General features: G+C 71.9%; 23 protein-coding genes. 12 read left to right on the top strand and 11 right to left on the bottom strand.

What is annotated here, in order from left to right; all coding sequences use genetic code 11:
• Window positions 1-23 precede the first annotated feature (23 nt).
• The 3 genes from ACTOQ3_RS31480 to cobF all read right to left on the bottom strand — a co-directional run bounded on the left by ACTOQ3_RS31480 (window position 24) and on the right by cobF (window position 2957).
• Window positions 24-863: a pentapeptide repeat-containing protein gene (locus ACTOQ3_RS31480; RefSeq protein WP_440087066.1), complete on the bottom strand. Its 840-nt coding sequence runs from the start codon at window positions 861-863 to the stop codon at window positions 24-26.
• Between the two features lie 82 nt (window positions 864-945).
• Window positions 946-1851, bottom strand: coding sequence for a putative protein N(5)-glutamine methyltransferase (locus ACTOQ3_RS31475; RefSeq protein ID WP_440087065.1), 906 nt, complete (start codon window positions 1849-1851; stop codon window positions 946-948).
• Window positions 1852-2171: 320 nt separating this feature from the next.
• The gene (gene cobF, locus ACTOQ3_RS31470) at window positions 2172-2957 is read right to left on the bottom strand and encodes a precorrin-6A synthase (deacetylating) (protein WP_440087064.1); all 786 of its coding nucleotides are present in this window, start codon (window positions 2955-2957) and stop codon (window positions 2172-2174) included.
• 123 nt (window positions 2958-3080) lie between these two features.
• Between cobF and ACTOQ3_RS31465 the strand changes: the two genes are divergently transcribed.
• Together ACTOQ3_RS31465 and ACTOQ3_RS31460 are read left to right on the top strand one after the other, a co-directional pair.
• Entirely contained in the window at window positions 3081-3566 is a 486-nt protein-coding gene (locus tag ACTOQ3_RS31465; RefSeq protein ID WP_440087146.1) for an NUDIX domain-containing protein, read from the top strand.
• Window positions 3567-3734: 168 nt separating this feature from the next.
• On the top strand, window positions 3735-4085 hold the full coding sequence (locus tag ACTOQ3_RS31460; RefSeq protein ID WP_440087063.1) for a PRC-barrel domain-containing protein: 351 nt from the start codon (window positions 3735-3737) through the stop codon (window positions 4083-4085).
• A 104-nt stretch (window positions 4086-4189) separates the two neighbouring features.
• Here the strand turns inward: ACTOQ3_RS31460 and ACTOQ3_RS31455 are convergent, their stop codons facing one another.
• Window positions 4190-5374 carry a globin domain-containing protein gene (locus tag ACTOQ3_RS31455; RefSeq protein WP_440072190.1) on the bottom strand — a complete coding sequence of 395 codons (1185 nt, stop codon included), beginning with the start codon at window positions 5372-5374 and terminating at the stop codon, window positions 4190-4192.
• Between the two features lie 278 nt (window positions 5375-5652).
• Between ACTOQ3_RS31455 and ACTOQ3_RS31450 the strand changes: the two genes are divergently transcribed.
• Entirely contained in the window at window positions 5653-6387 is a 735-nt protein-coding gene (locus tag ACTOQ3_RS31450) for a helix-turn-helix transcriptional regulator (RefSeq protein WP_440087062.1), read from the top strand.
• A 109-nt stretch (window positions 6388-6496) separates the two neighbouring features.
• On the opposite strand, the gene ACTOQ3_RS31445 is transcribed toward ACTOQ3_RS31450, so the two are convergent.
• Together ACTOQ3_RS31445 and ACTOQ3_RS31440 are read right to left on the bottom strand one after the other, a co-directional pair.
• Entirely contained in the window at window positions 6497-8650 is a 2154-nt protein-coding gene (locus ACTOQ3_RS31445) for an RICIN domain-containing protein (protein ID WP_440087061.1), read from the bottom strand.
• A gap of 342 nt (window positions 8651-8992) precedes the next feature.
• Window positions 8993-9970: a helix-turn-helix transcriptional regulator gene (locus tag ACTOQ3_RS31440; protein WP_440087059.1), complete on the bottom strand. Its 978-nt coding sequence runs from the start codon at window positions 9968-9970 to the stop codon at window positions 8993-8995.
• A gap of 62 nt (window positions 9971-10032) precedes the next feature.
• Here ACTOQ3_RS31440 and ACTOQ3_RS31435 point away from each other — a divergent pair, with 62 nt between their 5' ends.
• A complete protein-coding gene (locus tag ACTOQ3_RS31435; protein WP_440087058.1) occupies window positions 10033-10872 on the top strand; it encodes an SDR family oxidoreductase in 840 nt (279 codons plus the stop codon).
• A gap of 121 nt (window positions 10873-10993) precedes the next feature.
• On the opposite strand, the gene ACTOQ3_RS31430 is transcribed toward ACTOQ3_RS31435, so the two are convergent.
• Window positions 10994-14755 (bottom strand): S8 family serine peptidase, encoded by a 3762-nt coding sequence (locus ACTOQ3_RS31430; RefSeq protein ID WP_440087057.1) that lies wholly within the window; start codon window positions 14753-14755, stop codon window positions 10994-10996.
• 486 nt (window positions 14756-15241) lie between these two features.
• Here ACTOQ3_RS31430 and ACTOQ3_RS31425 point away from each other — a divergent pair, with 486 nt between their 5' ends.
• The 4 genes from ACTOQ3_RS31425 to crcB all read left to right on the top strand — a co-directional run bounded on the left by ACTOQ3_RS31425 (window position 15242) and on the right by crcB (window position 18413).
• Window positions 15242-16810 (top strand): acetyl-CoA acetyltransferase, encoded by a 1569-nt coding sequence (locus ACTOQ3_RS31425; protein WP_440087056.1) that lies wholly within the window; start codon window positions 15242-15244, stop codon window positions 16808-16810.
• Window positions 16811-17134: 324 nt separating this feature from the next.
• Window positions 17135-17692 (top strand): fluoride efflux transporter FluC, encoded by a 558-nt coding sequence (locus tag ACTOQ3_RS31420; RefSeq protein ID WP_440087055.1) that lies wholly within the window; start codon window positions 17135-17137, stop codon window positions 17690-17692.
• On the top strand, window positions 17689-18030 hold the full coding sequence (locus ACTOQ3_RS31415) for a DUF190 domain-containing protein (RefSeq protein WP_440072199.1): 342 nt from the start codon (window positions 17689-17691) through the stop codon (window positions 18028-18030). The genes ACTOQ3_RS31420 and ACTOQ3_RS31415 overlap by 4 nt, the downstream gene beginning before the upstream one ends.
• Window positions 18027-18413 carry a fluoride efflux transporter CrcB gene (gene crcB, locus ACTOQ3_RS31410; RefSeq protein WP_440087054.1) on the top strand — a complete coding sequence of 129 codons (387 nt, stop codon included), beginning with the start codon at window positions 18027-18029 and terminating at the stop codon, window positions 18411-18413. Before ACTOQ3_RS31415 ends, crcB begins: the two co-directional genes overlap by 4 nt.
• Before the next feature lie 103 nt (window positions 18414-18516).
• On the opposite strand, the gene ACTOQ3_RS31405 is transcribed toward crcB, so the two are convergent.
• From ACTOQ3_RS31405 to ACTOQ3_RS31395, 3 genes are all read right to left on the bottom strand, one after another.
• Complete coding sequence (locus ACTOQ3_RS31405; protein WP_440087053.1) at window positions 18517-18906, bottom strand: hypothetical protein; 390 nt, start codon at window positions 18904-18906, stop codon at window positions 18517-18519.
• Window positions 18907-19165: 259 nt separating this feature from the next.
• Window positions 19166-20080 carry an alpha/beta fold hydrolase gene (locus ACTOQ3_RS31400; protein WP_440087052.1) on the bottom strand — a complete coding sequence of 305 codons (915 nt, stop codon included), beginning with the start codon at window positions 20078-20080 and terminating at the stop codon, window positions 19166-19168.
• A gap of 200 nt (window positions 20081-20280) precedes the next feature.
• The gene (locus ACTOQ3_RS31395) at window positions 20281-21945 is read right to left on the bottom strand and encodes an FAD-dependent oxidoreductase (RefSeq protein ID WP_440087051.1); all 1665 of its coding nucleotides are present in this window, start codon (window positions 21943-21945) and stop codon (window positions 20281-20283) included.
• A gap of 83 nt (window positions 21946-22028) precedes the next feature.
• On the opposite strand from ACTOQ3_RS31395, the gene ACTOQ3_RS31390 reads away from it, so the two are divergent.
• Window positions 22029-22619 carry a helix-turn-helix domain-containing protein gene (locus ACTOQ3_RS31390; RefSeq protein ID WP_440087049.1) on the top strand — a complete coding sequence of 197 codons (591 nt, stop codon included), beginning with the start codon at window positions 22029-22031 and terminating at the stop codon, window positions 22617-22619.
• Between the two features lie 42 nt (window positions 22620-22661).
• Here the strand turns inward: ACTOQ3_RS31390 and ACTOQ3_RS31385 are convergent, their stop codons facing one another.
• Window positions 22662-23489: a nitroreductase/quinone reductase family protein gene (locus ACTOQ3_RS31385; RefSeq protein WP_440087048.1), complete on the bottom strand. Its 828-nt coding sequence runs from the start codon at window positions 23487-23489 to the stop codon at window positions 22662-22664.
• A 508-nt stretch (window positions 23490-23997) separates the two neighbouring features.
• Here ACTOQ3_RS31385 and ACTOQ3_RS31380 point away from each other — a divergent pair.
• Genes ACTOQ3_RS31380 through ACTOQ3_RS31370 form a run of 3 tightly spaced genes read left to right on the top strand, consistent with a single transcriptional unit; the run spans window position 23998 to window position 26538 of the window.
• The gene (locus tag ACTOQ3_RS31380) at window positions 23998-24522 is read left to right on the top strand and encodes a PadR family transcriptional regulator (RefSeq protein WP_440087047.1); all 525 of its coding nucleotides are present in this window, start codon (window positions 23998-24000) and stop codon (window positions 24520-24522) included.
• Window positions 24515-25177, top strand: a complete 663-nt coding sequence (locus ACTOQ3_RS31375) for an ABC transporter ATP-binding protein (RefSeq protein WP_440087046.1) — start codon at window positions 24515-24517, stop codon at window positions 25175-25177. The genes ACTOQ3_RS31380 and ACTOQ3_RS31375 overlap by 8 nt, the downstream gene beginning before the upstream one ends.
• The gene (locus ACTOQ3_RS31370; protein ID WP_440087045.1) at window positions 25174-26538 is read left to right on the top strand and encodes an FtsX-like permease family protein; all 1365 of its coding nucleotides are present in this window, start codon (window positions 25174-25176) and stop codon (window positions 26536-26538) included. The genes ACTOQ3_RS31375 and ACTOQ3_RS31370 overlap by 4 nt, the downstream gene beginning before the upstream one ends.
• The last annotated feature ends 5 nt before the right edge of the window (window positions 26539-26543 follow it).

Raw genomic sequence — 26543 nt, 5'->3', positions numbered from 1 at the left:
GCCGGGTGAGGTGCGTGCGGGGACTACCAGTGAGCCGGGCGGGTGAGTGACGGCGGCAGCGTGGTCCTGGCGTCACCCTTCGCCGCGTCCAGCTGGGACTGGATCAGGAAGATGCTCCCGGTGAGGTCGGCGCCCGAGAGGTCGGCGCCCCTGAGGTCGGCTCCGATGAGGTCGGCCGTCCTCAGGTCGGCGCCCCTGAGGTCGGCCCCGATGAGATAGGCCCCCCTCAGGTTGGCACCCCGCAGGTCGGCGCCTCTCAGCTTGGCCCCGATGAGGTCGGCGCCCCTGCGGTCCTTCCTCCCGCGCCCGGCTCCGGCGCGGACGAGCTCGCTCGTACGCAGCAGCAGGGCGTTGACCTTTTGCCGGTGCGCCGCCACGTCCAGCCGTACGAGAGCGTCGGGGGTGTCGCGGGTGAGGCGTTCGGTCTCCTCCAGGGCGAGGCCGAGCTCACCGTGGATGGGGAGGGCCTGCGGCAGTGTCAGCGCCTCGGTCAGGTACCGGAGCAGCTCGTGGAGATCCCGCATGATGGGGAACACCTCGAACATCCGCGCGGCGGTCCGCGGCGCCTGCCGCCAGTCCTGCCCGCCGAAGGTGACCTGGGAGACCTTCTGCCCGGCGCCGAAGCAGTCGTAGACGGTGCAGCCCCGGAAGCCCCTGTCCCTGAGGCGCGTGTGAATGCCGCAGCGGAAGTCCGTCCGCAGGTTGGGGCAGGCCTGCCCGGCCTTCTTGTCGATCGCGAAGTCCGACGAGGCCGAGAAGGCGGGCACGACACAGCACAGCGCGAAGCAGCTCTCGCAGTCGGCGCGCAGATCGGCGCGCTCCCCCGCGGGGGAGGCGGCTGCGTGTTCGCGTCTCTCGGACAATGCGCGGGACCTCCTGTGCCGGGCGGCCGCGCTGTCCACAGCCGGTAAAAATGGCTGTGAACAGCGATTTCACCAGTGAACCCTACCCGAACCCGCCCATCCCCTGATCGCGGGCCGGACCGGGCGGACAGAGGGCGGGCATGGTGCCGACGACGACGGTGGCGTCCAGCTCGCCGGACTCGACCACCCGCGGGATCAACCCGTTGCGGGCGAAGGCCGCCGCGGTCTCGGGCGCCTGGCGCTCGCTCGTCTCGATCAGCAGGTGGCCGCCCGGTGCCAGCCACAGTGCCGCCGCCGCGATCACCCGCCGCTGGATCTCGAGCCCGTCCGCGCCACCGTCGAGCGCCACCCGCGGTTCGTGCTCGCGGGCCTCCGGGGGCAGCAGCCCGATCGCCCCGGTGGGCACGTAGGGCGCGTTGGCGGTCAGGATGTCGACGCGGCCCCGCAGCGTGGCGGGCAGCGGCCCGTAGAGGTCACCCTCGTACACCAGGCCGTCGGCGGCGTCGATGTTGCGCCGGGCACAGCGCACCGCGGCGGGGTCGATGTCGACGGAGTGCAACTCCACCCGGCCCAGGGCCGCGACAAGCGCGGCGCCCACCGCGCCGGAACCGCAGCACAGATCGACGACGATCCGTGGCCGGTCGGGGACCTGACCGGCGGGGACGGTGAGCTCTTCGGGGCCGAGGGGAGTGGAGGGGGCGGCCCGGCGGGCGAGGGCGACGGCCTGATGGACGAGGAACTCGGTACGGCGGCGGGGAACGAAGACCCCGGTGTCCACCGCTATCCGCAGCCCGCAGAACTCCGCCCAGCCGAGAACGTGTTCGAGGGGCAGACCGGCGATCCGCCGGTCCAGCATGGCGGCGAGGTCGGACGGCGTCCGCGCCGTGGAGATGATCAATCGTGCCTCGTCCTCGGCGAAGACACAGCCGGCGGCCCGCAGCCTGGTGACGATGACGGGTTGGGAGAGAGATGACGGTGAAGCCGACATTGGAGCCTTTCGGGATGCCGCTGGGGCTCCCTCGGCCACCTAGGTCGGAAGGACCACGCGGCCGTGAGACGGGAGCACCCGACCTGACACAGCGGTAATGGGTCTCACCTCCTCGATCACGTCCATTGCTGGAGGGCAACACTACCCGAGCCGATGCCCGGTGCGAACACGTTCACGGCGAGCCGGGAGTGCCGGGAGCAGAGGTGTGCCACCGCCCCGAGGGGCACCCGTGAGAGCGGCGGCCTCCGACGGCGGCCTCCGACGGTGGCCTCCGACGGCGGCCGGTTCCCGCGAGAACCCGGCACGCCGGGAACTCCGGCTCAGGAGGGAGGCCCGGGGCGCTCCGCGCGAGGAACCCGCCTCAGCAGGTAGGTGTCCATGATCCAGCCCTTGCGTTCCCGGGCCTCGGCGCGGACGTCGCGGATCCGGTCGGCGACCTCCGCGACCGGCCCGGCCACCAGGATCTCGTCGGGGGTGCCGAGGTAGGCGCCCCAGTAGATCTCGAAGCCGGTGGGGTCGGGCAGGGAGGTGAAGGCGTGGCGGGCGTCGAGCATGACGACGATGTCGTCGGACCCGCCGGGCCCCTCCTCGGACAGGCGGCGGCCCGTGGTGACGTGCAGGGGCCGTGCGACCTGGGTCAGGCTGGTGCGGTGCCGGGCGGCCAGCGCGGACACGCTGCTGATACCGGGCACGACGTCGTACTCGAACCGGACCGTGCCCCGATCGAGGACCTCCTCGACGATGGCCAGCGTGCTGTCGTAGAGGGAGGGGTCGCCCCAGACGAGGAACGCGCCGGTCTCGTCGTCGCCGAGTTCGTCGCGGACGAGCCGCTCGTAGATGTCGGCCCGGCGCGATCGCCATTCCTCCACCGCGCCCGCGTACGCGGGGGTGGTCCGGTCCCGGTCGGGGTCGCGGGCCTCGACCAGCCGGTACGGAGCGCGGGCGTGCGCGTCGACGAGGTCCTGCCGGAGCTGGACGAGGTCGTGCTTGACCTCCCCCTTGTCGAGGATGAAGAACACGTCGGCCGCGGCGATGGCCTTGACCGCCTGAAGGGTGAGGTGGTCGGGGTTTCCCGCGCCGATACCGATGATGAGGATTCGCTTCACGCGGGAAAGTCTGCCCCCTGCGCGAAGGGGACGCCGCGCCGGGCCGGGCCTTGACCCCGATTCCCGGCAGGAGCGGTGAAAGCATGAGGTAACGCATCGTCCTGGTCTAGTCTCGCGATCGTGATGATCAGGAACTCGCACTGCTCCTTCTGCGGCGAAGCCTTCGCCCCCGGCCAGTCCTGGCCGCGTACCTGCTCCGGTTGTGAGAACACCTCCTACCTCAACCCGCTGCCGGTCGCGGTGATGGTGCTGCCGGTGGACGACCGCCTGCTGGTGGTCCGTCGTGACGTCGAACCGCACCGGGGCGGGCTCGCCCTGCCCGGCGGCTTCGTCGACATGGGCGAGTCCTGGCAGCAGGCGGCCGTACGGGAGCTTCGCGAGGAGACGGGCGTCGTCGTCGACGCGGACGGCGTGCGGCTCCTCGACGTGCTCAGCGCTCCCGACGGCACCGTGCTGGTCTTCGCCCTGGGGCCGCGGACCGGAGAGGCGGACCTCCCGCCGGTCGTGCCGACGGCCGAGACGACGGAGTGGCTGCTGATCGACGGGCCGCGAGAGCTGGCGTTCCCGCTGCACACCCGGATCGTGGCGGAGTACTTCGCCGGGAAATGATTACGGTGATCGTCGGCGGTAGCGGTCCGGCCTCCGACCTCGGCGGGAGGCGCGACGCGACCGCCGAGGGCCCTCCCCGGGACGGCCGCCCTTCCCCCGCGGCCCGTTTAGCCCGGAGGCGACGGGTAGGAGGCAGGTGTCCTACCTTCGCTGACGAGGAGAAACGCCATGACGGAGAACGTGTGGAGCTACCGCCCCGAGGCCTACAGTGGCGAGCAGACGCTGGATCTCGTGGGGTTCGACGTGGAGGCCACCGACGGCAAGATCGGTTCGGTGGACGAGGAGAGCAACGCGGTGGGTGAAAGCTACATCGTCGTCGACACCGGATTCTGGATTTTCGGCAAGAAGGTCGTACTGCCGGCCGGCACCGTACACCAGATTGATCCGCAGGAGCGCAAGATCTATGTCTCGCGCACCAAGCAGGAGATCAAGGACGCGCCGGAGTTCGACGAGGCGACCTACAGGGAGCCCGACTACCGCGACAAGCTGGGCGGCTACTACGGCCCCGGCGCGCGGTAACCGTTGATCGTCGACGAGCCCCTCCCCGCCCGGGGAGGGGCTCGTTCGTCATGTGCGGGAGGAAACCGGTCCGGACACCGCGCCCGGCGAGCCGAGGCCTCCGATCAGTTCTGGCCGAGCCAGAGGTCGGGCCCGAACACCTCGTAGTGGATGTCGGAGGCGGGCACCCCGCGCCGGAGCAGCTCGGTGCGCACGCCGCGCATGAACGGCAGCGGCCCGCACAGGTAGGCGACCACGGGGTCGGGAAGGTCGATCCCGCTCAGGTCGACCTGGCCGACGTTCGGCGCCGGCCGGCAGGAGCAGTCGCCCACCTCCTCGTACCACCGGTGCAGGGTGGCGCCCGGCAGGGCGGCGACCAGCTGCCCGAGCTCCTCCCGGTGGGCGTGGTCGGCGGGGCTGCGGTCGGCGTGGACGACGGTGACCTGGCGGGTGGAGCCGTTCGCCGCGAGGTGCTCGACCATCGACAGGATGGGGGTGGCGCCGATCCCCGCCGAGGCCAGCAGCAGCGGGGGGCCGTCGGTGGGCAGGGTCAGGTCGCCGAACGGCGCCGAGACCGTCAGCACGTCCCCGGCCCGGACGTTGGCGTGCAGCCAGTTGGACACCTCTCCCTCGGGGGTGTCGCCGCCGCGTACCCGTTTGACGGTGATCCGCCAGTCGTCCCGCTCGGGGGCGCACGACAGGCTGTACTGCCGGATCTGCCGCGCGCCGTCGGGCAGGGTGACCGCGACGCTGACGTACTGGCCGGGCTTGAAGGACAGGGGGATCCGCGGCCGCAGGGTGAAGGAGACCGAGTCCGGGGTCTCGCGCCGCCGTTCGAGCACCGTGGCCGGCAGCCAGCCCTCCGCCGCGGAGTCGCGGTAGAGAGCCGCCTCCAGGGCGATGAGCGCGTTCGCCATCAGCCAGTAGACCTCGTCCCAGGCCGCCACCACCTCGGGGGTGGCGGCGTCGCCGAGCACCTCGGCGATGGCGGCGAAGAGGTATTTGTGGACCACCTCGTACTGCTCGGGGGCGATGCCGAGCGAGGCGTGCTTGTTGGCGATCCTGGCGAGCATCGCGTCCGGCCGGTCGTCGGGGCGCTGCACCAGGATGGTGGCGAAGGCGGCGATCGACCCGGCGAGCGCGCTCTGCTGCTCGCCGTTGGCCTGGTTGCCGCGATTGAACAGTTCGCGCAGCAGCTCGGGGTGGTCGGTGAACATCATCTTGTAGAAGCGCGCGGAGATGTCCTGGATGGCGCCCCCGACCGCCGGCAGGGTGGCACGGACGATCACGGCCGAATCTGGGGAAAGCACAGGTCCTCCAACTACTAGATGATCTTCAAGTGGGTGTGGGCGGATGCGCCCAGCTCCTGGTCAGACGCGGTTTCCCTCTCGTCGCCTCTATTTATACAAGTACTTTTTGTGTAAACTCAACCTCGGGGAGTGTGAGATAGGGCTCCCTCGCGCGGGCCCCCGGGACCGGGTGTTCGCGCGGGAGTGCCCGGCCGGCCGCGTCTACGATGGCGGCCGGAGTCTTCGCGTCCACCCGGACGAACGCGTCGCGGCACTGCCGCAGGGGAGGTGAGCCGGCCATGGCCGAGCCAGGGAAGCCGCGCGGGACCGATGACGTCACGGGCGGTGCGGCGTCCGCGCGGGCCGCCGAACAGCCCACGCCGCCGCCGGCCGGCCGCCGGCGGCTCATCCTGGCGATGCTTCGCGAGTCCGAGGCGCCGCTGGGCGTGGTCGAGATCGCCGAGCGGCTCGACGTCCATCCCAACACGGTGCGGTTCCATCTCGACGCCCTGGCCGACACCGGCCGGATCGAGCGGGTTCACGCGGCGCCGGCCGGTCCCGGCCGGCCGCCGCTGGTGTTCCGGGCGCGGCCGGGGATGGATCTCGCCGGGCCGCGCAACTATCGCGTGCTGGCCGAGATCCTGGCGGGCAGCCTGGCCTCCGGCCCGGAACCCGCCGCCAGGGCGATCGAGGCCGGACGGGCGTGGGGGGTCGCCCTGGCGGCGGGCCGGCCGGCTCCGGCGGCCGATCCCACGCGGGAGGAGGCGGTGCGCGAGCTGGTGAGCCTGCTCGACGACATCGGGTTCGCCCCCGAGGAGCGATCAGCGGGTGACGGCGAGCAGATCGGGTTGCGGCACTGCCCGTTCCTCGATCTCGTCGAGACCCAGGGCAAGGTCATCTGCCCGCTGCACCTCGGGCTCATGCGGGGGACGATGACGGCACTCGGCTCCCCGGTGACCGTGGACCGGCTCGAACCGTTCGCCGAGCCCGACCTGTGCCTCGCGCACCTCGCGGCGGTCCGTGACGAGTCGTGACATTTAATGACATTGAGTGACCGGTCGGGTCCTGGGGCCATCTCCCCGCGGGACCGGACACCGCGTTCCGGGACCTCGAAGCGGTCCCGGAACGCGGCAGGAGATCCGGTCAGGGGTAGTTGACCAGGTTGGCCTCGTTGGTGCCGGAGTTGGACGGGCCGCCCGTCGTGTTGATGATGTTGCGGATCGTGCCGACGCCGCCGAGTGACACCGTCACCATGTTGTGGAAACGGACGCCCGGCGTGTTCGGCACCTCGAACGCGCGGGCCGCCACGACGCCCGGGTTGACGTTGAAGTAGCAGTAGCTGCCCAGACCCCACGCCTCGTGCGTGGTGACCGAGTCGGCCACCTTGTACGCGGCGTAGCCCTGCGTGCTCCCGTTCATCCAGGCGGCCTGGTTGGGCGGGTCGTAGGGCATCTCGTTCTGGTAGAAGTACGTCCGGCCGCCGTTGCCGTTCCAGACGGTCTGGTGCTGCTGGTAGTGCTCGACGAACAGGCCGTACATCGTGACGTCGTCACCGTTGACGGTCAGCCCGTTGGCCGCGGTGTTGCTGTTCCATCCGATGCCGCTGCCGTGGTCGCCGCGCCAGATCCACAGGTGGTCGCCGATCACGTTGTCACTGTTGACGACGAGGCTCTGGGTGGCCTTGCCGACGGCCGCGCCGCCGACCCGGAAGTACACGTCGTGCAGCGACGTCGGGTTGGCGGCGTGGCTCGCCGACGATCCCGCGGGGCCGACCTGCATCAGCATGGCTGAGTTGGTCGTGCCCGCGTCGATGAGCAGCCCGGCCACCTTGACGCCGTCCACGTCGGCGACGGTCATCGCGGTCACGCCGTTGTCGGGGATCAGCGTGGCCAGGCCCAGGCCGAGCACGACGGTGTTGGCCCGGGTCACCCTGATCGTGTCGTTGAGGTGGTAGACGGCGGGGGTGAACAGCAGGTTCAGCCCCTGCGCGAGCGCCGCGTTGATGTCCGCCGCGGTGTGGCCGGGCTTGACGACGAAGAACTGATCGATCGGGATCGAGGTGCCCGCCGGGTTGCCGCCGGTCCACGTGGTGCCGACGGAGTTCGTCCGCAGCGCCGGCACGAACACCTGGTAGGCGCCGGCCTGGTCGACGTACAGGAACGGCTTCTCCCGCACGACCGGCGTGGTCGCCACCCTGGTGTACGGCGGGTCCGGGAAGTTGCCCGCGGGCGGGTTGTCGACGCCCACGAACACCATGTTCCAGTTGGAACCGGTCCAACCGCCCCACTCGGCGTTGCGCGACAGCCACTGCTGCTGCGAGCCCGACCTGACCTGGCCGTCGATCTTCGAGTCGGCGATGAAGCCGCCGCTCGACCAGCCGCCGTCGTCGAGCTGCAGGTTGCCGCGCAGGTGCATCCGCCGGTACGAGGCGGCCTGCGAGACCGCCCAGCGGTCGGTGCCCGAGGGCGGGGTGACCGACAGGTTCTCGGCGCCGCGCCAGAAGTTGTGGGTCGCGTTGCCCTGGAACCAGTCGGCCTCGGCGTGCACGGCGCCGTTGATGGTGACGTTGTCGGGGGACAGGCCGAGGCCGGCGATCTGCGTGTAGAAGCCGATGTTGGCGTCCACCGAGTACGAGCCGGGCTTGAACAGCAGGGCGAAGCGGTTGCCGCCGAACTGGTTGGTCTGCTGCTGGCTGAAGACCGAGTTCAGCCTGGCCTGGATGGTCGCGGTGGGCGTCGACGGGTCGAAGATGCTCACGTTCGGGCCGAGGTCGGGGTTGTTCCCGGTCGGCGGCGGACTGCCCAGGCTGAAGGACTGGGCGGTCGTGCCGTTGCACGTGTACTGCTGGAGCTGCACGCTGTCCCCTGTCGAGGCGCCCGGCACGTCGAGGCACTTGCCGCTGTGCCGGTTGACGAAGTGGTAGAAGCCGCCGGGTTCCTCCACGGCCTGCCACTGCTGGTTGTTGCCGCCGGAGTACGACCAGAGCTGGACGGGGGCGCTGTCGGCGGTGGAGACGTTCGTGACGTCCCACGCCTGGGCGTCGTTGTTGCCGTTGTTGACCCGGTGGAACCCGCCGCTGGTCGGCTGGAACCGCCAGAGCTGGGCGGTCGTGCCGTTGCACGCGTACTGCTGGACGACGGTGCCGTTGGCGGTCGCGGCGGCCCGCGCGTCCACGCACTTGCCGCTGTTGCGGCTGATCACGGTGGTGAGCCCGGCCGGCGGGGCGGCCTGCGCCGTGCCGGGCAGCACGACCAGGAACGCCGCGACCACGGCGAGCGCCATGAGGATGTGCCTCATCCGGTCCTCCTGGAGTCCCGCCGTGACGCGGGTGAGATACGGGCTCGCCGGGGCGGTGCCCCGGCGGAACCGGTGGTGGCGGGTGCCGGCGCGGCGACCGCGCCCGGGAGCGGCGGTGGGGGGTGCTGCGAGGTCACGGTGGCTCTTCTCTGTGGTGTTCTCTTCCTGTGCCGCGGTGCGTGCGCCCTGGCGCCGGGCACCGCCGGCCCGTACGCGAGGTGACGGACCCGGGATCCTTTCCATCGGCTCGAAGGAGCGCCCCGATAACTTCAGCTCTTAAATTAAATCGGATCAAACACGGGGGGCAGGAGGCTTGTCAATAGGAAAGTTTACAAACAGTAGTTACGCGGGCGTCCCGGACGAGTCCCGCCACGCGGCCCGGTGCAGGCGGGCGGTCAGCGTCCGCAGATGCTCCACCAGCTCGGGCGGCTCGTGGACCTCGAACTCGAAGCCGAACGCGGCCACCCAGACCGCGAGATGGTCGAGGCTGTCGGAGCCGATGCGCAGGACGCAGGTGTCGTCGTCCACGGGTTCCACCACGCCGATGGTGGGGGGAACCTCCTCGGCCACCGCCCTGGCCGAGCCGTGCATGGTGAGCACGGCCCGGTAGCGGTGGCGGTCCGTGGTCATGCCCCTGGCGAAGTACCCGGCCAGGTCGTCGGCGGGAAGCGGCCTCGGAGCGAAGCGGGGGCCGGTGGGGACGCGCGGGGACAACCTGTCGACGCGGAACCTGCGCCAGTCCGACCTCTCGGCGTCCCAGGCGAAGAGGTACCATCGCCGCCCGCCGTTGACCAGGCGGTAGGGCTCCACGTCCCGCACGCTCTCCGAACCGTCGTGGGAGACGTAGTCGAACCGCAGCCGCCGGTGGTCGCGCACCGCCGAGGCGATCGCGGTCAGCGTCGAGGGATCGACGGTGGGGCCCGGCATCGGCATGGTCACCATGGCCGAGCTCAGCGTGCTGACCCGGTAGCGCAGCCGCGGGGGCAGCACCTGGTCCAGCTTGGCCAGCGCCCGTACGGAGGTCTCGGCGATGCCGGTGACCGCGCCCGCGGTCGCCGTCCGCAGCCCGACCGCCACCGCGACCGCCTCCTCGTCGTCGAGCAGCAGCGGGGGCAGCGAGGCGCCCGCGGCCAGCTGGTAGCCGCCGCCGACGCCACCGGTCGCGTTGATCGGATACCCCAGGAGCCGCAACTTGTCGACGTCGCGGCGCACGGTCCGCGGGCTCACCCCCAGCCGCCCGGCCAGCTCCGCGCCCGACCAGTCCCGGTGGGCCTGCAACAGCGCCAGCAGGCGGAGCAGCCGAGCCGAAGTTCCCAACATAAGGTGATTTTTCCATCTATCGCGGACAGGAGTTGACCGCGAATGCTCCTAACGTCTGCGCCATGACCACAGAAAATCCGATGACCGTTCTCGTGACCGGCGCCACCGGCACCGTCGGCCGCCCCCTCGTCGAGCAGCTGCTGGCCGCGGGACACCGGGTCCGCGCCCTCACCCGGAACCCGGCGAAGGCGAACCTCCCCGCGGGCGCCGAGGTGGTGGCGGGCGACCTGGCCGACACCGCGACCCTGCCCGGGGCCTTCTCCGGTGTCGACGCCGCGCACCTGATCGGCTTCAGCGGGGAGGACTTCGCGCCGCTGACCAACGGCGCCGAGATCGTGGACCTGGCGAGGAAGGGCGGCGTACGCAAGGTGACGGTGCTCAAGGGGGACGTGACGAAGAGCCCGCTGGAGGAGGCCGTCGAGGCCGGCGGCCTGGAGTGGACCCACCTGGCGCCGGTGGAGTTCATGTCCAACACCCTGGAGTGGGCGGAGTCCGTGCGGGACGAGGGCGTCGTCCGCGAGGCGTTCGCCGGCGCCAGGAGCGCCATGATCCACGAGGCGGACATCGCCGCGGTCGCCGCGACCGCGCTGACCGCCGACGGCCACGCGGGTCAGGAGTACTGGCTGACCGGTCCGCAGGCGCTGACCCCGCCGGAGAAGGTACGCGTGATCGGCGACGTCCTCGGCCGTGAGGTGCGCTACATCGAGCTCACCGGGGACGAGGTCGTCGCGGAGTGGCGCCGGACCGGCTACTCCGACGAGGACGTCGAGTTCTTCCTGACCATGCGGACCAACCCGCCCGAGGCGGGCTACACCGTGCTCCCCACCGTGGAGAAGGTCACCGGGAAACCGGCCAGGACCTTCGCCGAGTGGGTACGGGAGAACGCCGCCGCCTTCGGCTGATGCCGTTCGTACCGAACGGGGACCGGTTCCACTCGTGATACGGCGCGACCGGTCCCCGGGATCCTTCATGACCCGGGCGCCGCCGGTCGGTTGCCGGCGGCGCCCCATCCTGCGGCCGGGACTACTCGAGACCGAAGGCGCGGGTGATGGTCTGGGTGACGCCACCGCCGTTGCGCTGCTCGGCGGTGACGCGGATGGATACGTGTTCGGCTCGGTGCGGTGCGTCCAGGGACGCCCGCCAGGTGCCCTTCCTCTCCTTCAGGCTCTGCCGCCGCCAGCCGGCGCCGTCGTCGTAGGAGACCTCGAGCTCGACCGTGGAGACCGTGTCCCGGGCGGGGTCGCCGCCGAGTACCACCGGTGTGATGGAGAGGTCCGTTCTGCGCTTCGCCCGGCCTGCGGCGTCCAGGTCCGTCCCGTAGTCAAGCTGGACCAGGGGGACGGCCCGCACCCCCTCCTCGGGGGCGCCGGAGGTGAAGCGCCACTCGGTCCGGGTGGCGGTGGAGTAGGGGTTGATCCTGCCGTCGTTCTCGGTCTCGACCACCAGCCGGTACGGCAGCTGCTGCGGTGCCAGCTCACCGACGTTGAGCCTGGGCCAGCCTTCGACCCGGACCAGTTGCCTGTCGCCCTGGTACATCGTGGCCCTCTGCGACTGGCCGGACCCGCCGCTGTGCGCGGCTCCCGCGTCGCCGAACCCCTGGATGTAGGCGCTGAGCCCGTTCTCGCCGCGGTACGGGATGTCGCTGCCGATCATGCGTGGCCGGTAGATGGGGCCGTACCAGCGGTCCTGCTGGACGCTGCCCGGCCGGTAGGACAGAATGTCGGTCTTCGACGTTCCCCAGCCGTCCAGAACGGTGTTCTGCTGCCATTTGACCCCGTCCCCGGCGGAGACCCAGTCGGTACGCCGCCCCGGCGCGACCGGCTTCAGGGCGAAGGGAAAGGCAGAGTAGTACTCGTAGGGCGGGTAGTCCACCCGCGACTCGGTGACCTGATTCCCCGGCGGCGGGGTGAAGTCGAGATCGATCCGGGCGAGGTCACGCGGACCCGTCTTGGCGGAGGGGTCCTCGGGCACCTGCCCGATGTGGTAGTCGACCAGGTCGTACAGGTACTTCGGCGCGGGGTGGGCCTCGACCGTCAGCCGGACCCCGGGCCTGCCCGCGGCGAGCTCGTCGATCAGCGCCTTCCCCTCGTCCATGGTCAGCGAGGCGACCGGGAGCGGGCCGGTCGAGACGGCGTCGGGGGCGCCGTACCAGTCGCTCCCGCGGCCGGCGCCGTCGTTGACCACCAGGAGCAGCGCCGCGCCGGCGGCGTGCGCCGCCGCTGCCTGATCCGCCGGGGCCACGGCGCCGCCGCGGATGACCACGGCCTTGCCGCGGGCGGACAGGCCGGCGTAGTCGGCCGGTGAGCCGGTGCCGGCGAAGACGGCGTCCAGCCGTGAGGTGCCGTCCGGCAGCGGACGGGAACCGGGCTGGACGAGGGTGCCGTCGAGGTGGTGGCCGGGGTAGGTGATCCGCAGCGGGGTCTGCTCGGCGCGGATCCTGGTGGTGAGGACGAAGCTGCCCTGCTTCACCTTCTCCTGCGTGGGGAGGGCCCACAGGCTGTCATACGTGGCGGACGGCATGATCGTCTCTCGCAGGGCGCCCCAATCTTGGGGCGTGGGCTCCTTCGAGGTGAAGGAGCGGTAGATGTCGAGCCGGCTGTCGACCACGGCGCTCGGCCGGGATGTCGCCACCTTCACCTGGCGTGCCCGCGAGGCGTCGAGCACCACCTCCCGATCGGTCGTCAGGTCGACCTCGGGAGCGGCCAGCACCGCGAGACCGAGGGAGTTCGGTCCGTGCAGACCTGTCACGTCCGGGAAGGACAGGACCGTGTAGGAGCCGGGGGCGAAGCGGCTGGTGAGCGTCCCGTCCTGGACCCACATGAAGGCGCTGGTCCCGTCGGCGCCCCTGATCTCGACATCGCCGTTCACGAGCCGGCCGGCGCGGTCCTTCAGGCGCACGGTGAGGTCGTACTTCTCGGATTCGACGGCGACGCCCACGGCCGTGTGCACGTCACCGGATGCGTGCCGGGCCCTGACCTGGGCGGCGTACTGACCCGCCGCGAGCCCGTCCGGGTCCACCGTGACGCCGACCGTCGAGGTCCCGCGGGCGGGCACCGTGACGTGGTCGGCGGCGAGCGTGAACGCCCGCGCGGGGGAACCGCCGGGGGCGACGGTGAGCTCCAGGGTGAGGGGGCTGCCCGTGGTGTTGGTGTAGGTGATCTCCCGCTTGATCGGCTGCCGCTGCGTACCGGGCGACCACGGGACGAGTCCCGCGTCCACCGATCCGGTCGCGACGATCTGGTCCCGCAGGTAGGCGGCGGCCACGTCCAGCCGGCCGGTGCCGGCCTGGTAGGGGGTGTAGTCGGGGGTCGGCACGCTGGTGCTCATCAGAGCGTCCTTGATCTGCCGCCCGGTCCACTCCGGGTGCTTCTGGGCCAGCAGCACCGCCGCCCCGGCGACGTGCGGCGTCGCCATGGAGGTACCGCTCTCCACGCGGTAGTAGCCCTCGCCTCCGTTCATGTACTGCGAGCGCGCCGCCAGTACGTCCACGCCGGGAGCTGTCAGGTCGGGCTTGAGCCCGTCGTCGCCCGTGCGCGGGCCGGCGCTGGAGAAGCCGGCGAGATGGTCGGAGGCGTCCACCGCGCCGACGGTGAGCGCGGCGTCCGCCGTTCCGGGCGCGCTGACGCTGTAGGGACTCTGCCCGCTGTTGCCCGCGGCGATGACGAAGAGCGCGCCCGTCTCGGCGCTCAGCAGGTTCACGGCCTGGCTCAGCGGATCGTCCTGGGTGTGCCAGACGCCGACCCCCAGGCTCATGCTGATCACCTTGGCGCGCTGGGTGCGCGCCGCCCACTCCATGCCCGCGATGATGCCGGATATCGGCCCGGAGTTGGTGTCGTCGAGGACCTTGCCCACCACCAGGTCGGCGCCGGGGGCGACGCCCCGCTCCTTGCCGCCGGACGCGGCGCCCGTGCCGGACAGGGTGGAGGCGGTGTGGGTGCCGTGCCCGTTCCGGTCGACGACCTCCTCGCCGGGGACGAAGCTCTGGGAGGCCACGACGCGGTCCGCCAGGTCCGGATGGGTGGGGTCGACCCCGCTGTCCAGGACGGCGACCCGGACCCCGGCGCCCGTGCCCCCCGCGGCCCAGGCCGCGGGGGCGCCGATCTGTGCCGTGGTGTCGGCGAGGGTCGCCTTCGCCTTGCCGTCAAGCCACACCTTGTCGATGCCGGCGGTGAACCGGGGCGTCACCGCGGCCTTCGGCGTGCCTTCGGCCCGGGCCGAAGGCGGCTGCCCGGCGCCGGTGAGGGCCGACCAGAAGGTCGTGGCCTCCGCCCGGCGGGCGCGGACCGCCGCGCCGCGTACGGAGGGAAGGCTCAGAGTGGTCTCGGCTCCCGGCAGCGGCGGGCGGTCGGCCCTGAGGGCAGCCGAGTCTTTCGTGTGGGTGACGATCAAAGGGAGTTCACTGCTGCGCGCGTCGTCGTAGCCCAGGTCTATGAGCTGGGTCACGTCGAAGAGTTGCCTGTCGAGCCGGCCGGTCGCGACGTAGGCGACGGCCTCGTCGGGATACACGTAAGTGTGCCCGCGTTCGGTGGCGACGCGCACCGAGCCGGTGGCGCCCGGTGCGCGTACGACGTCCACCAAGGGGGGGCCGTCGGATCTCCGTGTCACCTTCACCTTGTCGCCGGTGATCAGCGTTACCGTGACGGGCGCGGGTCGCGCGCCGCCGGCCGGGGCCGGTGTCACCGTGGGGGGTGAAGCGGCGCTGTAGGCCACCACCGGGGTGACCATGACAGCGACCAGGGCTGCGGCGAACGATGCCGCAGTGCTCCAGGGGGTAGGGAGCCTCACATTGCCTCCGTAGTTGGCGATCGGGACGAATACGATCACCTCTGGACAGGCGCTGTAAAGCACTTGTTATTACTATATTGTTACTGAAACACGTATTTTCTTTACTTTTCGGTCATATGGTCATATATCGGACAGTTGTTCCATGTCTGGCGCCGTCCCGCCCGGTACCGCAACACCATTTCGTGGTCGAGTGGCCTGGCCGTATGTCGAGTACGGTGACCGCCGAGGAACTTCGCGTGCGGATGGCGGGCCTGGGCGAGATGTTCACGCGGACGGCGGGCCGCTTCGGGAGGGGGGTGAACGCCGGCCGCGGGGGCTGTTCCGGTGTTTGCCCGGCCTCGGAACGCGGGGATACGCTCCATCCTGTTTAAGGACGATATTTATCTATAAATCTCGCCTGTTCACATCGGTTTTCGCGGGTGACCAGGACGATCATCCGTCCGGGGCGGTGACGGACCCCATTCCCGAATCCGCTGGAGCGTGAAGATGACCTTCGAGGGCCTCGACCCCCGCACGCCGGTGCTCGTGGGCGTCGGGCAGTCGTCCGAGCGGATCGGCGAGCCCGGCTACCGGCGGCTGTCGCCCGTCGAGCTCGCGGCGGCCGCGGTCCGCGAGGCTCTCGCCGACACCGGCGCGGACCCCGCACGGGTCGCCGCCGCCGTCGACACCGTGGCGGGGGTGCGCCAGTTCGAGATCTCCGCGCCCGGCGTCCCGGCGCCGCTGGGCAGGTCAACCAACTACCCCCGCTCCGTCGCCGCCCGGGTGGGAGCGGACCCCGGCCGGGCGATCCTGGAGGTGGCGGGCGGGCAGGCGCCCCAGCACCTGGTCAACGAGCTCGCCGCGACGATCGCGGCGGGATCCTCGCGGGTGGCCCTCGTCGTCGGGTCCGAGGCCATCTCGACGGTGCGGCACCTGGCAGGGGCCGAGGACAGGCCCGATTTCGCGGAGACGGCCGAAGGTGATCTGGAGGACCGGGGCTACGGGCTCGAGGGCATGGTCTCCCCGTTCCTGGCCGCGCACGGGCTGGCGGGCGCGCCGAGCCAGTACGCGCTGCTCGACAACGCGCGCCGGGCCCGCCTCGGGCAGACGAGGCAGGAGTACGCGGCCGGGATGGGGGCGCTGTTCGCCCCCTTCACCAAGGTCGCCGCCGCCAACCCGCACGCCGCCGCCCCCGTCGAGCGCGGCCCCGAGGAACTGGTCACCCCGACCGAGGGCAACCGGCTCATCGCCGAGCCCTACACCCGCTACCTCGTCGCGCGCGAGAAGGTCAACCAGGGGGCGGCCGTCCTGCTGATGTCCGTGGCCGACGCCCGGCGTCTCGGCGTCCCCGAGGAGAGACGGGTCTTCCTGCACGGCCACGCCGATCTGCGCGAGCGCGACCTGATGGACCGTGCGGACCTCGGTGCGGGGCCGGCCTCCGTCATGGCCGCCGGACACGCCCTGGACCTGGCCGGCATCGGGGCGGAGGACCTGCACGCCATCGACCTGTACAGCTGCTTCCCGATCGCCGTCTCCAACATCTGCGACGGCCTCGGCCTGGCCGCCGACGACCCGCGCGGGCTGACGGTCACCGGCGGCCTGCCCTTCTTCGGCGGAGCAGGCAACAACTACTCGGCGCACGCGATAGCCGAGATCGTCCAGCGGCTCCGCGCCAGGCCCGGCTCGTACGGCATGGTGGGGGCCAACGGCGGGATGCTGAGCAAGTACTCGGTCGGCGTCTACTCGACCACCCCCGCCGGGTGGCGCCAGGACCGCAGCGCCGCGCTGCAGGCCGAGATCGACGTCTGGCCCGCCGTCCGGCAGGCCGTCCGGGCCGACGGCCGGGGCACGATCGAGACCTACACCGTCAGGCACCGGCGTGACGGCACCCGCGTCGGCATCGTGATCGGGCGGCTCGACGCCGACGGCCGCCGCTTCCTGGCGACGACCGCCGGCGGTGACGAGGAGGCGCTCGCCCTGCTCGGCGACGGCGAGCCCATCGGCCGGCGCGTCCACGCCCGCTCCTTCGAGTTCGGCAACCGGGTGACCGCCGGCGACGCCGGGACGGGCGGCTGACATCGGACACGATCGCCGCCGTCACGCGGCCGCCGGGAGCGTGGGACGGGCTCATGATCGGAGACAGGCTCCATCGAGGCGCGTTTCCCGGAACCGCGCGTCCGCCACGTTTCCCGCGGTCACGGGTTCCGGAGAGTGGCCGCACAGGTGGTCGTGAAGCGGCCGCGCTAGGCTGGGTGGCGAGGGTCCCGCCGATGCCGGGGTCCTTGCGGCGGTGGGGCCCGCCGCACTCGACCGCGGCACCCGCTGCCGCCAACGGTCCCTACCCGTGACAGGTCGTGCCCGCCCAGCCGTTCCGGGCACCCACCACGTGTGGGGAGAGGCATGCGTACGAACCAGGCGAGGTTCACGGTGGCGATCGAGCCCATCGACCCCGACGCGGATCCACCCGGTCCGGCCGGTGCGCGCGGCGCGTCGCGTCGCTCCCATCGCGTGGTCCTGGCGGTGATCGCCGCCGGTGGCGCGATCGGTACGGGGGCACGCTACGGCGCCATCCTGCTGTGGCCGGCCGCGGCCGGCTCCTTCCCGTGGACCACGCTGGCGGTGAACGCGGCCGGTTGCCTGCTCATCGGTGTTCTCCTGGTCGTGCTCACCGAGGCGTGGGCCGCGCCGACCTGGGTACGCCCGTTCCTGGCCACCGGCGTGCTGGGGGGTTTCACCACCTTCTCCACCTACTGCCTGGACATCGAGCGCCTGGTCTCCGCCGGCCGGCCCGGTCTGGCGTTCGGTTACCTGGCGGCGACGGTCCTGGCGGCGCTGGCCGCGGTGGTGGCCGGCACGTGGACCACCCGCCGGCTCCTGGCGAGGACGACGAGGACGACGAGGACGACGAGGACGACCAGGACAGCGAGAACGAGGAGCGCGAGGAGGAGAGCGCGATGATTCCAGCCGGACGGGCGCTGCGGTTGACGATCTTCGTCGACGACACCGACACCTGGCACCACCGACCCCTGTACACCGAGATCGTGCACCGTGCCCACGCCGCCGGGCTGGCCGGGGCGTCGGTCTTCCACGGCCTCGAGGGCTTCGGCACCACCTCGATCGTGCACACCAGCCGGCTGTTGTCGATGGCCGACGAACTGCCGGTGGCCATCACGATCGTCGACACCGAGGAGCGGATCCGCGCCTTCCTGCCACAGCTGGACGACCTCCTCACCGAGGGGCTGGCCATCCTGGACGAGGTCGAGGTCGTTCGCCACCGGGGCGGGCGGCCGGCGTGAGCGGGCCGCAGAACTGGCTTCCGGTGCTGCTCGGCGGTGCCGTCGGGGCACCGCTGCGCTATCTGACCGACCGGGCCGTGCAGGCCCGCCACGACACGGTCTTCCCCTGGGGGACCTTCACCGTCAACGTGGCCGGCTCGCTGGTCCTGGGCGTCCTGACCGGGGCGGCGCTGTCCGGCGCGGTGGGCACCGGCGTGCAGCTGCTGCTCGGCACCGGGTTCTGCGGGGCGCTGACCACGTACTCGACGTTCTCCTACGAGACGCTGCGGCTGGCCGAGAGCGGCGCGATCCTCTTCGCGGTGACCAACGTCGTCGCCTCCGTCGTCGCCGGTCTGGGGGCGGTGTTCCTCGGTCTCGCCCTCGCTCAGGCGATCTTCGCGTGACCTTCTTCCACGGAGGTCCGGAAGCGAAGGTCCGGAAGACGCCCGGTCCCGGGGGCGGGGAGAACCGTGCGACGTCACCTCGGGCTCGCGCGGGCGGACGCCGTCAACCACTCCCTCGAAGATCCGTTTTGCGACCGTCGCGCAGCACCTTGACTCCGCGCGGCACCTCCACCCTGAACCGGGCGTCGCAGAGCGCGAGCCCGGTGCAGCCCGCCTCCAGATCGAGGACGCCGCCCCTGAGATCCCACCGGAGCGTTTTCGAGCTGCCCGCCCTGGCGTCGAACCAGCGGGTGACCTTGACGTCCTCGCGGTCGGCGGCGACCAGGTCCGTCGGGATCTCGTGCGACTTCACGTTCAGCGTCCTGCCGCTGAAGGCGAAGGTCTTCTCCTCGGGGGGCGCGTTCCCGGCGTTCACCGAACAGGCGGTCAGGCCGCCGATCAGCGTGGTGATCGCACAGCAGACCAGAACGCGCGTCGTGACGGGCGATGTCAACGGATCCTCCAGGGATGGGCCGGGGGTGTGAGCGCGCCGTCCGGCGCGCTTCCCGAGGATTTCCCGGCGGCGGAATCCAGTGCATCGGCTGTTCGGCCGATATCAGCCGCGATCGAGTGGCCGAACTGCCACGATCGGCCGCATCGGCTGTGCCTGCCGGTGCCGGCCGTGCCGTCGCGCCAGGCGTCCTGCCGTGCGGGCCGGTCGTCGCCGTCGAAGGGCCGGGCACGACGGCGACGCGACCGCCGCGCGGGACTTCTCAGGTGGTCGAGAGCACCTGGTGGAGCCTGGCGGCGAACGCCTCGGGCTCGGAGCCGAAGCCCCCGTGGTCGCCGGGGAACGCCGCGGGCCGCGTGCCGAGCAGGCCGGCCACGGCGGCGGCGGCCCGGTACGGCGGCTCGCCCTCCGCCTTCTCGCCCACCGCGGCCACGACGCGCACCGAGGACGCCCTGAGCGCCGCGCCGTCGAGGGTGTACCGGGAGAACGGCGGCACCTCGTAGCCGATGAAGAACTCCGCGTTCCTCTCCAGCCGCGCCAGCATCTCCATCGTTTCCGGGTCCGGTGCCCCCTGCGGTGCCTGCGCGCCTCCCGGGATGCGTTCCGGCCCCTCGGCCGCCGGGTCACCCTCCGCCCGCTCGCTCTCCACCCGCGCATCCTCCGCCCGCTCGCCGTCGCTCGCCGCGAACGCGGCGGAGAGGGCCTGCATGGCGGCCCCGGCGCCCTCCTTGGCGAACGCGTCCTCCACGTCCCGGATGACGCCGCGCCAGCGGTCGCGGTCGGGCAGCAGCTCGAAGAGCGGCGGCTCGTGGGCGACCAGGATGCGCACCTGCTCGGGGTGGCGGGCGGCCAGCTCCAGGCCGATGATCGCCCCGGAGCTGTTGCCGAAGACGTACGCGGGATCGTCGGCGGTGACGCCCGCCTCCACCAGCACGCGGTGCGCGTCGTCGGCGTGCGTCTCGATGCTCTGCGGCTCCGGCGGCCCGTCCAGGGGGCTGCGCGAGTTGCCGCGCCGGTCGTAGGTCACCACCGTGTAGCGGTCGGCGAGCCGCCGGGCCAGCTCGGCGTATCCGGCGGCGTCGTAGACCCCGCCGCAGATCAGCAGAAGAGTCGGGCCCGAGCCGCGGATCTCGTGGTGAAGGGTCGCGCCGGGCACCTTCAGGGTGCTCGTCTTCATGGGCCGCATGCTCGTGTCTCCTCGGTGCTTGCCGGTCTCGGTTCGGCCGGTCACCGAGGTGTCGGAGCCGCGGCCGCCTTCTCGACATCCTCGCGCAAGATTTCCCTGGAGAATTCCGCGTGCCGTCACAAGTCACGATCTAGGTGGGTTCCGGGGGCTCGTACTCACTGTACGGAACCCGGCCCGGCGGGCCCGGCCGTTCAGCCTTTCATCCGCCGGACCTTGAGGACGTTGTCCCTGCGGGTGGTGGGCCGCCCGTCGGGGTCGTTCTGGATCCGGTCGTGTTCCTCGCAGAGCAGTACCTCCCACTCCCCGTCCGGGAGTTCCAGGCTTTCCAGGACCTCCTCCGGGGTGGGCAGGTGCACGTCGGGATGGGGATTGTGCTCCCAGGCGGGGAACCCCGCGTGCCCGACGACGAGGAGCGTCCCGCCGGGCGCGACCGCCGAGGCGGCGGTCCGCAGGATCTTCTCTCGCGGCATGTCGCCGGGGGAGTGCAGGAAATGGGCGGAGACGAGATCGAAGACGCCGTCGGGGAAGGAGGATCCCAGATCGTGCCGTTGCCAGTCGACGAGGCCGGCGACGTCCGCCGCCGCGGCGTGCCGGGCGGCGCGCTCCAGGGCGACGCCGGAGATGTCGGTGGCGGTGACGCGCCATCCCCGCTGTGCGAGCCAGATCGCGTCGGCTCCCTCGCCGCATCCCAGGTCCAGGGCGCTGCCCGGCTCCACGCCGGTGATCTCACGGACCAGGATGACGTTGGGGTTCCCGCTCCAGATCCGGTCGCTCTCACCGTAGCGAAGGTCCCAGAACTCCTCCTCCGGGATGGCGTCGTCCTTCGTGGGGGTGCCCTCCCGCGTGTGCCCGTGCCGGTCGGCGGCGCGGCGGGCGGCCACGGCCCGGCGGGTCTCCTCGGCGATCAGGTCGGCGTTGATCGCCGCGCCGGCGCGCACGCCCGCGGCGGCGGCGCCGATGACCTGCTCGGTCAGGGCGGCGACGTTTCCGGCCACCCACACCCCCGGCAGTGCCGTCGCCCCGGAAGGGTCGGCCGCGATGTGGCTGCCGACCACGTGCCCGCCCATCTCCTGGTCGGTCGTCTCGAGACCCAGGCCGGTGAGGAGGCCGGAGCGGGCGGTGAAGCGCGGGGTCACCACGACGGCCTGGCGGGAGATCACCCGGCCGTCGGCCAGGCGTACGCCGGTGAGCCGGTCGTCCGTCACCTCCAGCGCCGCCACCCGTCCCTCCACCACGGCGATGCCGCGGGCGGCGAGCCGCTCGTGCTCCTCGGCGCCGAATTCGGGCGCGGTGTGCAGGAAGAGGGTGACGTCCTCGCTCCACTGCCGCCACAGCAGGGCCTGGTGGACCGCGAACGATCCGGTGGCCAGGACGCCGATCGCCTGGTCGCGCACCTCCCAGCCGTGGCAGTACGGGCAGTGCAGGACGTCGAGCCCCCATCGTTCCGCGAGCCCCGGCACCCGGGGCAGCTCGTCGACCAGGCCGGTGGTCACCAGCAGCCGGTCCGCCACGACCGAGGACCCGTCTTCGAGGACGACGCGGAAGTCCCCGCCTTCCAGCCGCTCGGCCGCCACGACGTCGCCCTTCACGACCTCGCCGCCGTAGCCGGTCACCTCCGCGCGTCCCGTGGCCAGCAGTTCCGCGGGGGGCACGCCGTCGCGCGTCAGGTAGGAACGCACGTGGGCCGCCGGGGCGTTGCGCGGCCGGCCCGCGTCGATCACCAGCACCGAGCGCCGTGCCCGTGCCAGGGTCAGCGCCCCGCTCAATCCGGCGGCGCCACCGCCGACGACCACCACCTCGTAGCGCCGTTCCCCGTTCGAGGGGGCGGTCACCGTCTGTTCCGTTCGTTCGGTCATGTGTGATACCTCCGTTCACCGCAAATAGTCCGCCCCCATCCCGGAAGTTGACAAAATTCCTTGCCGGAACAGCAAATAGAGGCATGGCAGACGACACCTTCGCGAGCGTGCTGACCGCCGTGGGCCCGCGGCTGCGGGCGCTACGCCGCGCCCGCGGCACCACCCTCGCCCAGCTGAGCGAGACGACCGGGATCTCGCTCAGCACCCTCTCGCGCCTGGAGGGCGGGCAGCGCAAACCGACCCTGGAGCTCCTGCTGCCCCTGGCGAAGGCGTACGGCGTGCAGCTGGACGAGCTGGTCGGCGCGCCGGCGACCGGTGACCCCCGCGTGCACATGCGTTCCTTCACCCGGCACGGCATGACCTTCGTGCCGCTCGCCCGCCATCTCGGCGGCCTGCGCTCCTACAAGCAGATAATCCCGGGCAGGCCGCACGGGAACGCGCCGCTGGAACAGCGGGCGCACGAGGGCTACGGGTGGCTCTACACCCTGTCCGGCCGGTTGCGGCTGCTCCTGGGCGAGCACGACCTCGTCCTCAGCGCCGGCGAGGTGGCCGAGTTCGACACCCGCACCCCGCACGGGTGGGCCGCCGCAGGTCCTGAGCCGGTCGAGCTCCTCGGCCTGTTCGGGCTGCAGGGCGAGCGAATGCACGTGCGGGCCAGTCCCGTCGGCAGGTGACCCGCGTACCGGTGGCGGTGGCCGGTACGCGGGCGGCGGGGCCTACGTGCCGAGGACCGGGAGCAACTGCTCCTCCTCGTAGGTCAGGTGCCTTTCGAGCTCGTCGGTGAGCCGCTCGACCTCGGCGAGCACGAGCGGGGGGTCCGCGCCCTCGGTGGAGAGGATCTCCCGCAACTCCTCGATGAGGACCGCGATCCTCTCGTGTTCCCGGCCCAGCCGCTCCAGGGTCGGGGCGAGTTCGGGGTGGTGTCCGGCGAGGAAGGGGAACATCGCGATGTCCTCGCCGGTGTGGTGGTTGTGCAGCCCCTGGCAGAGGGTGAGGCAGTTCACCCGCAGCTGGGCGCCCAGGCCGGCACCCGACTCGGTGACCTCCTTGCGGATCAGGGAGAGCTCCCGCCGGAACATGTCGTGGACCAGCTTGAGAGTCTCGCCCGCCGACGACGCTTTCGGCGGCCCGCTGTCGACCCCCTGAAGGGCGACCACGGGGATGACGCGCGTCGTCCTGGCCTGGTAGTCGGCCCACCCGGGGTCGGCCTCGGCCGCGCGGGCGAAGAGGCGGTCGCGTTCGGCGCCCTCCAGGACGACGGCTCGTGCCTCGTAGGTGAAGAGGCCGTCCTCGACCGTGACGAGAGGGTCGGCCACCAGGTTGTGGAACCAGGCGGGGTGGTTCGGCGCGCCACCGGCCGAGGCGATGACCAGGACCCGCTCGCCGCCGTCGGGAAGGTAGCCGAGCGGGGTCGTGTGCCGGGCGCCGGATCGCGCCCCGACGGTGGTCAGCAGGAGCAACCGGGCTCCCTCGAAGGGACCACCGACCTTCCCGCCGTTGGCGCGGAACTCCTCGATGACCTGCTGGTTGAATTCGATCGGCATTCTCTGTTTTCTTCTCCAGGATCGATGGTCCCGCGGGCTGTTCGCGGGCATGACGACATCACCACGGGGCGACCGCGACCGTGGTGCGGGAAAGTGGTGCGGGAAAGGAGGGAAGGCGCGCCGGACGACCGGCCGGTGCCGGTTCGCGGGTGGCGCTGGATCGGCGACGGTCGTCGACGACCGGCACCGGGAGAGCACGTGGGTGTCACGCGGAACGTGGCGGCCACAGGAAACGCGAAGACCGTGGAACGAAGACCACGGGAGACCATGGGGGGCCACGGGAAACGTCGCGCTGAACGCGCGGAAGAAGGAAAGGGTGGGCCTCTGGCCCGCCCGGGGCTCACGCCTCGGCCGGGTGCCCTACTCGCTGTTGGCCAAAGGCCGACCCGGCAGTCACGAGGTCAACCGTAGTGCCACCGACGCGCCAAGGCAACGCCGCGCCCGCGACGCCGGGTGATCGACGTCCGACTATTCACTTGGTGTATATATCGGATGTATAGTCGCGATCATGTCTACCGGACACGTCATGCTCGGGCTGCTCGCCGAGCGGTCCAAGCATGGGTACGAGCTCAAACGCGAGCATGACCAGCGCCTGCCGGGTGCCAGGCCGCTCGCGTACGGACAGGTCTACGCGACGTTGCAGCGCCTGCAGCGGGACGGGTTCGCCGAGGTGGCGGAGACCGTGCGGGAGGGCGGCCCCGAACGCACGGTGTACGCGATCACCGAGGAGGGCCTGGCCGAACTGGCCCGGTGGCTGGAACAGGTGGAGGCGCCCGCGCCGCACGTCTCCAGCGCGCTCGTCTCGCGCGTGGTGGTGGCGATCGTCGCCGGTGGCGCCGCCGACGGGTACCTGGTCAGGCAGCGCGCCGCCCATCTGGCGCGGATGCGCGAGCTCACCGCGGAGCGGGCCTCGGGGTCGCCCGCGCAGGTGCTCGCCGCCGACTACGCGCTCCAGCACCTCGACGCCGACCTGCGCTGGATCGAGACGGCCATGGAACGACTCGCGGATCTTAAGGAGGAGATGGATGCTTGAGGCACGCGCGTTGCGCAAGACCTTCGCCGGGACCGTCGCGCTGGACGGCGTGTCCGCGGAGATCGGTGACGGGGAGATCGTCGCGATCACCGGGCCGAGCGGCTCGGGCAAGTCGACGCTTTTGTACTGCCTGGCCGGGATCATCCGTCCCGAGTCGGGGGAGGTCCACTTCGACGGGCGGCGCGTCGACACTCTCGACGACGCCGACCGCACGAAGCTGCGCAGGCAGAGCTTCGGTGTCGTCTTCCAGTCGAGCAGGCTGGTTCCCGAGCTGACCGCCGAGGAGAACGTGGCGCTGCCGCTGCTGTTCAACCGGCACGGACGCCAGGAGTCGATGCTGGCCGCCCGGTCCCGGCTGGAGAGGCTGGACGTGGCCGGCTGCGCGGCCCGGCGGCCCGGCGAGCTGTCCGGCGGCCAGCTGCAGCGGGTCGCCGTGGCCCGCGCTCTGGTCACCGGCCCGCGGGTGGTCTTCGCCGACGAGCCGACCGGCGCGCTCGACTCGCTGGCCGGTGAGCGGGTGATGGACGAGCTCGTCGGCACGGCGCGCGCGGACGGCACCACGCTGGTGATCGTCACCCACGACAACCGGGTGGCAGCCTACGCCGACCGGGAGGTCGCGCTGCGCGACGGCAGGCTGTCCGGGGTGACCGTGTGATCGCCGTGATGCGGATGCTCGCCAGGGGCGGGTCGCGGCGCGAGCGGGTACGGGGGCGTCTGATGGCCGCGGGGGCGGCGCTCGCGACCTTCCTGCTGTGCGTGGCGGCGAACCTGCTGGCGTTCGGCCTCGGCCTTTCGATACACCCCGAGGGCTTCCTGGTCGAGACGCGGATCGAATACCTGGGCTTCTTCTCCGGCCGGGACGCGCGGCTGCTCACCGCGCTGGCGCTGGCCCTGCTGGTCGTGCCCACGATGGCCTTCGTCCACCAGGTGAGCCGCCTGGCCACCGCGACGCGGGAGCGGCGGCTGGCCGCGCTCCGGCTGGCCGGGGCCACGCCGCGCGAGGTGCGCCTGCTCGGGGCCTACGAGAGCGGGTGGCGGGCCCTGCTGGGCGGGGTGTCCGGCATCGCGCTGTACCTGGTGGCGAACCTGGCGTTGGCGGGGGCGCTGGAGGGCGCGGTGCCCCTGGTCCCGGCGGCGCAGATCGTGGCGATCCTCGTCGCGGTGACGCTCGCCGGGACGCTGTCCGGGCTGATGGCGGGGCGGCACGTGGTGACCTCCCCGCTGGGCGTGGTCCGGCGGACGCCCCCGGCCGGTCCCCGGGCGCGCGACCTGGTGCTGGTCGCGGTGGGTGCCGGGCTGCTCGTCGCCGGGCTCGTCGGCAAGGGAAAGTTCCCCGGCGGGCCGTACGCCGCGGTGCTGTCCATAACGGCAGGCATGGTGCTCCTGCTGTTCGGCCTGGTCCTCGGCGCCGCGTGGCTGATCAGGGCCGCCGCCCGGCGGGTCGGCGGCCGTACCGGGTCGGCGGAGACCCTGCTGGCCGCCCGGATGGTCGAGGCCGACCCCCGGGGATGGGCCCGCGCGCTGTCGGTGGTGGGGCTGACCGTGTTCTTCGGCTCCGTGGTCGGAGTCCAGCAGGGGCCCGCTTTTGTCCGGGGCGATCTCGATCCTTCTCGGGTCGTGGCCTATCTGCTCGTGGACCTCGCCCTGCTGGTCGCCCTGGTCACCTCGGCCGCCGCCCTCGTGGTGCACCAGGCGGAGGACCTGCTGGACCACCGGCACTCGTTCGCGGCCCTGGCCGCCTCGGGCGTGCCCGGTCCCGCGCTGGGCCGGGTCCTCACCCGGCAGGCGCTCATCGCGGCGCTGCCGGTGTGCGTCGTGGCCGCCGTCGCGGGGGTGGGAGTCTTCGTCTCGTCGCTGTGGGACACCTACCGCGAGATGCCGGAGGCGTTCGCCGTCGCCGCCGCCCGGGCGGTGCTCATGGTGGGGATCGGGGTGCTGGCCGCGACGCTGGTGGCGCGGGCCGCCCGGCCGATCCTGCGCCGGACGCTGCGGACGGAGGAACTCCGCGACGAGTGAGGGGG

The sequence above is a fragment of the Streptosporangium sp. LJ11 genome (assembly GCF_051918945.1).
Lineage (GTDB): Bacteria > Actinomycetota > Actinomycetes > Streptosporangiales > Streptosporangiaceae > Streptosporangium.
Note: the sequence above shows the minus strand (reverse complement) of the source record. Positions and strands in the feature narration are given on the sequence as shown.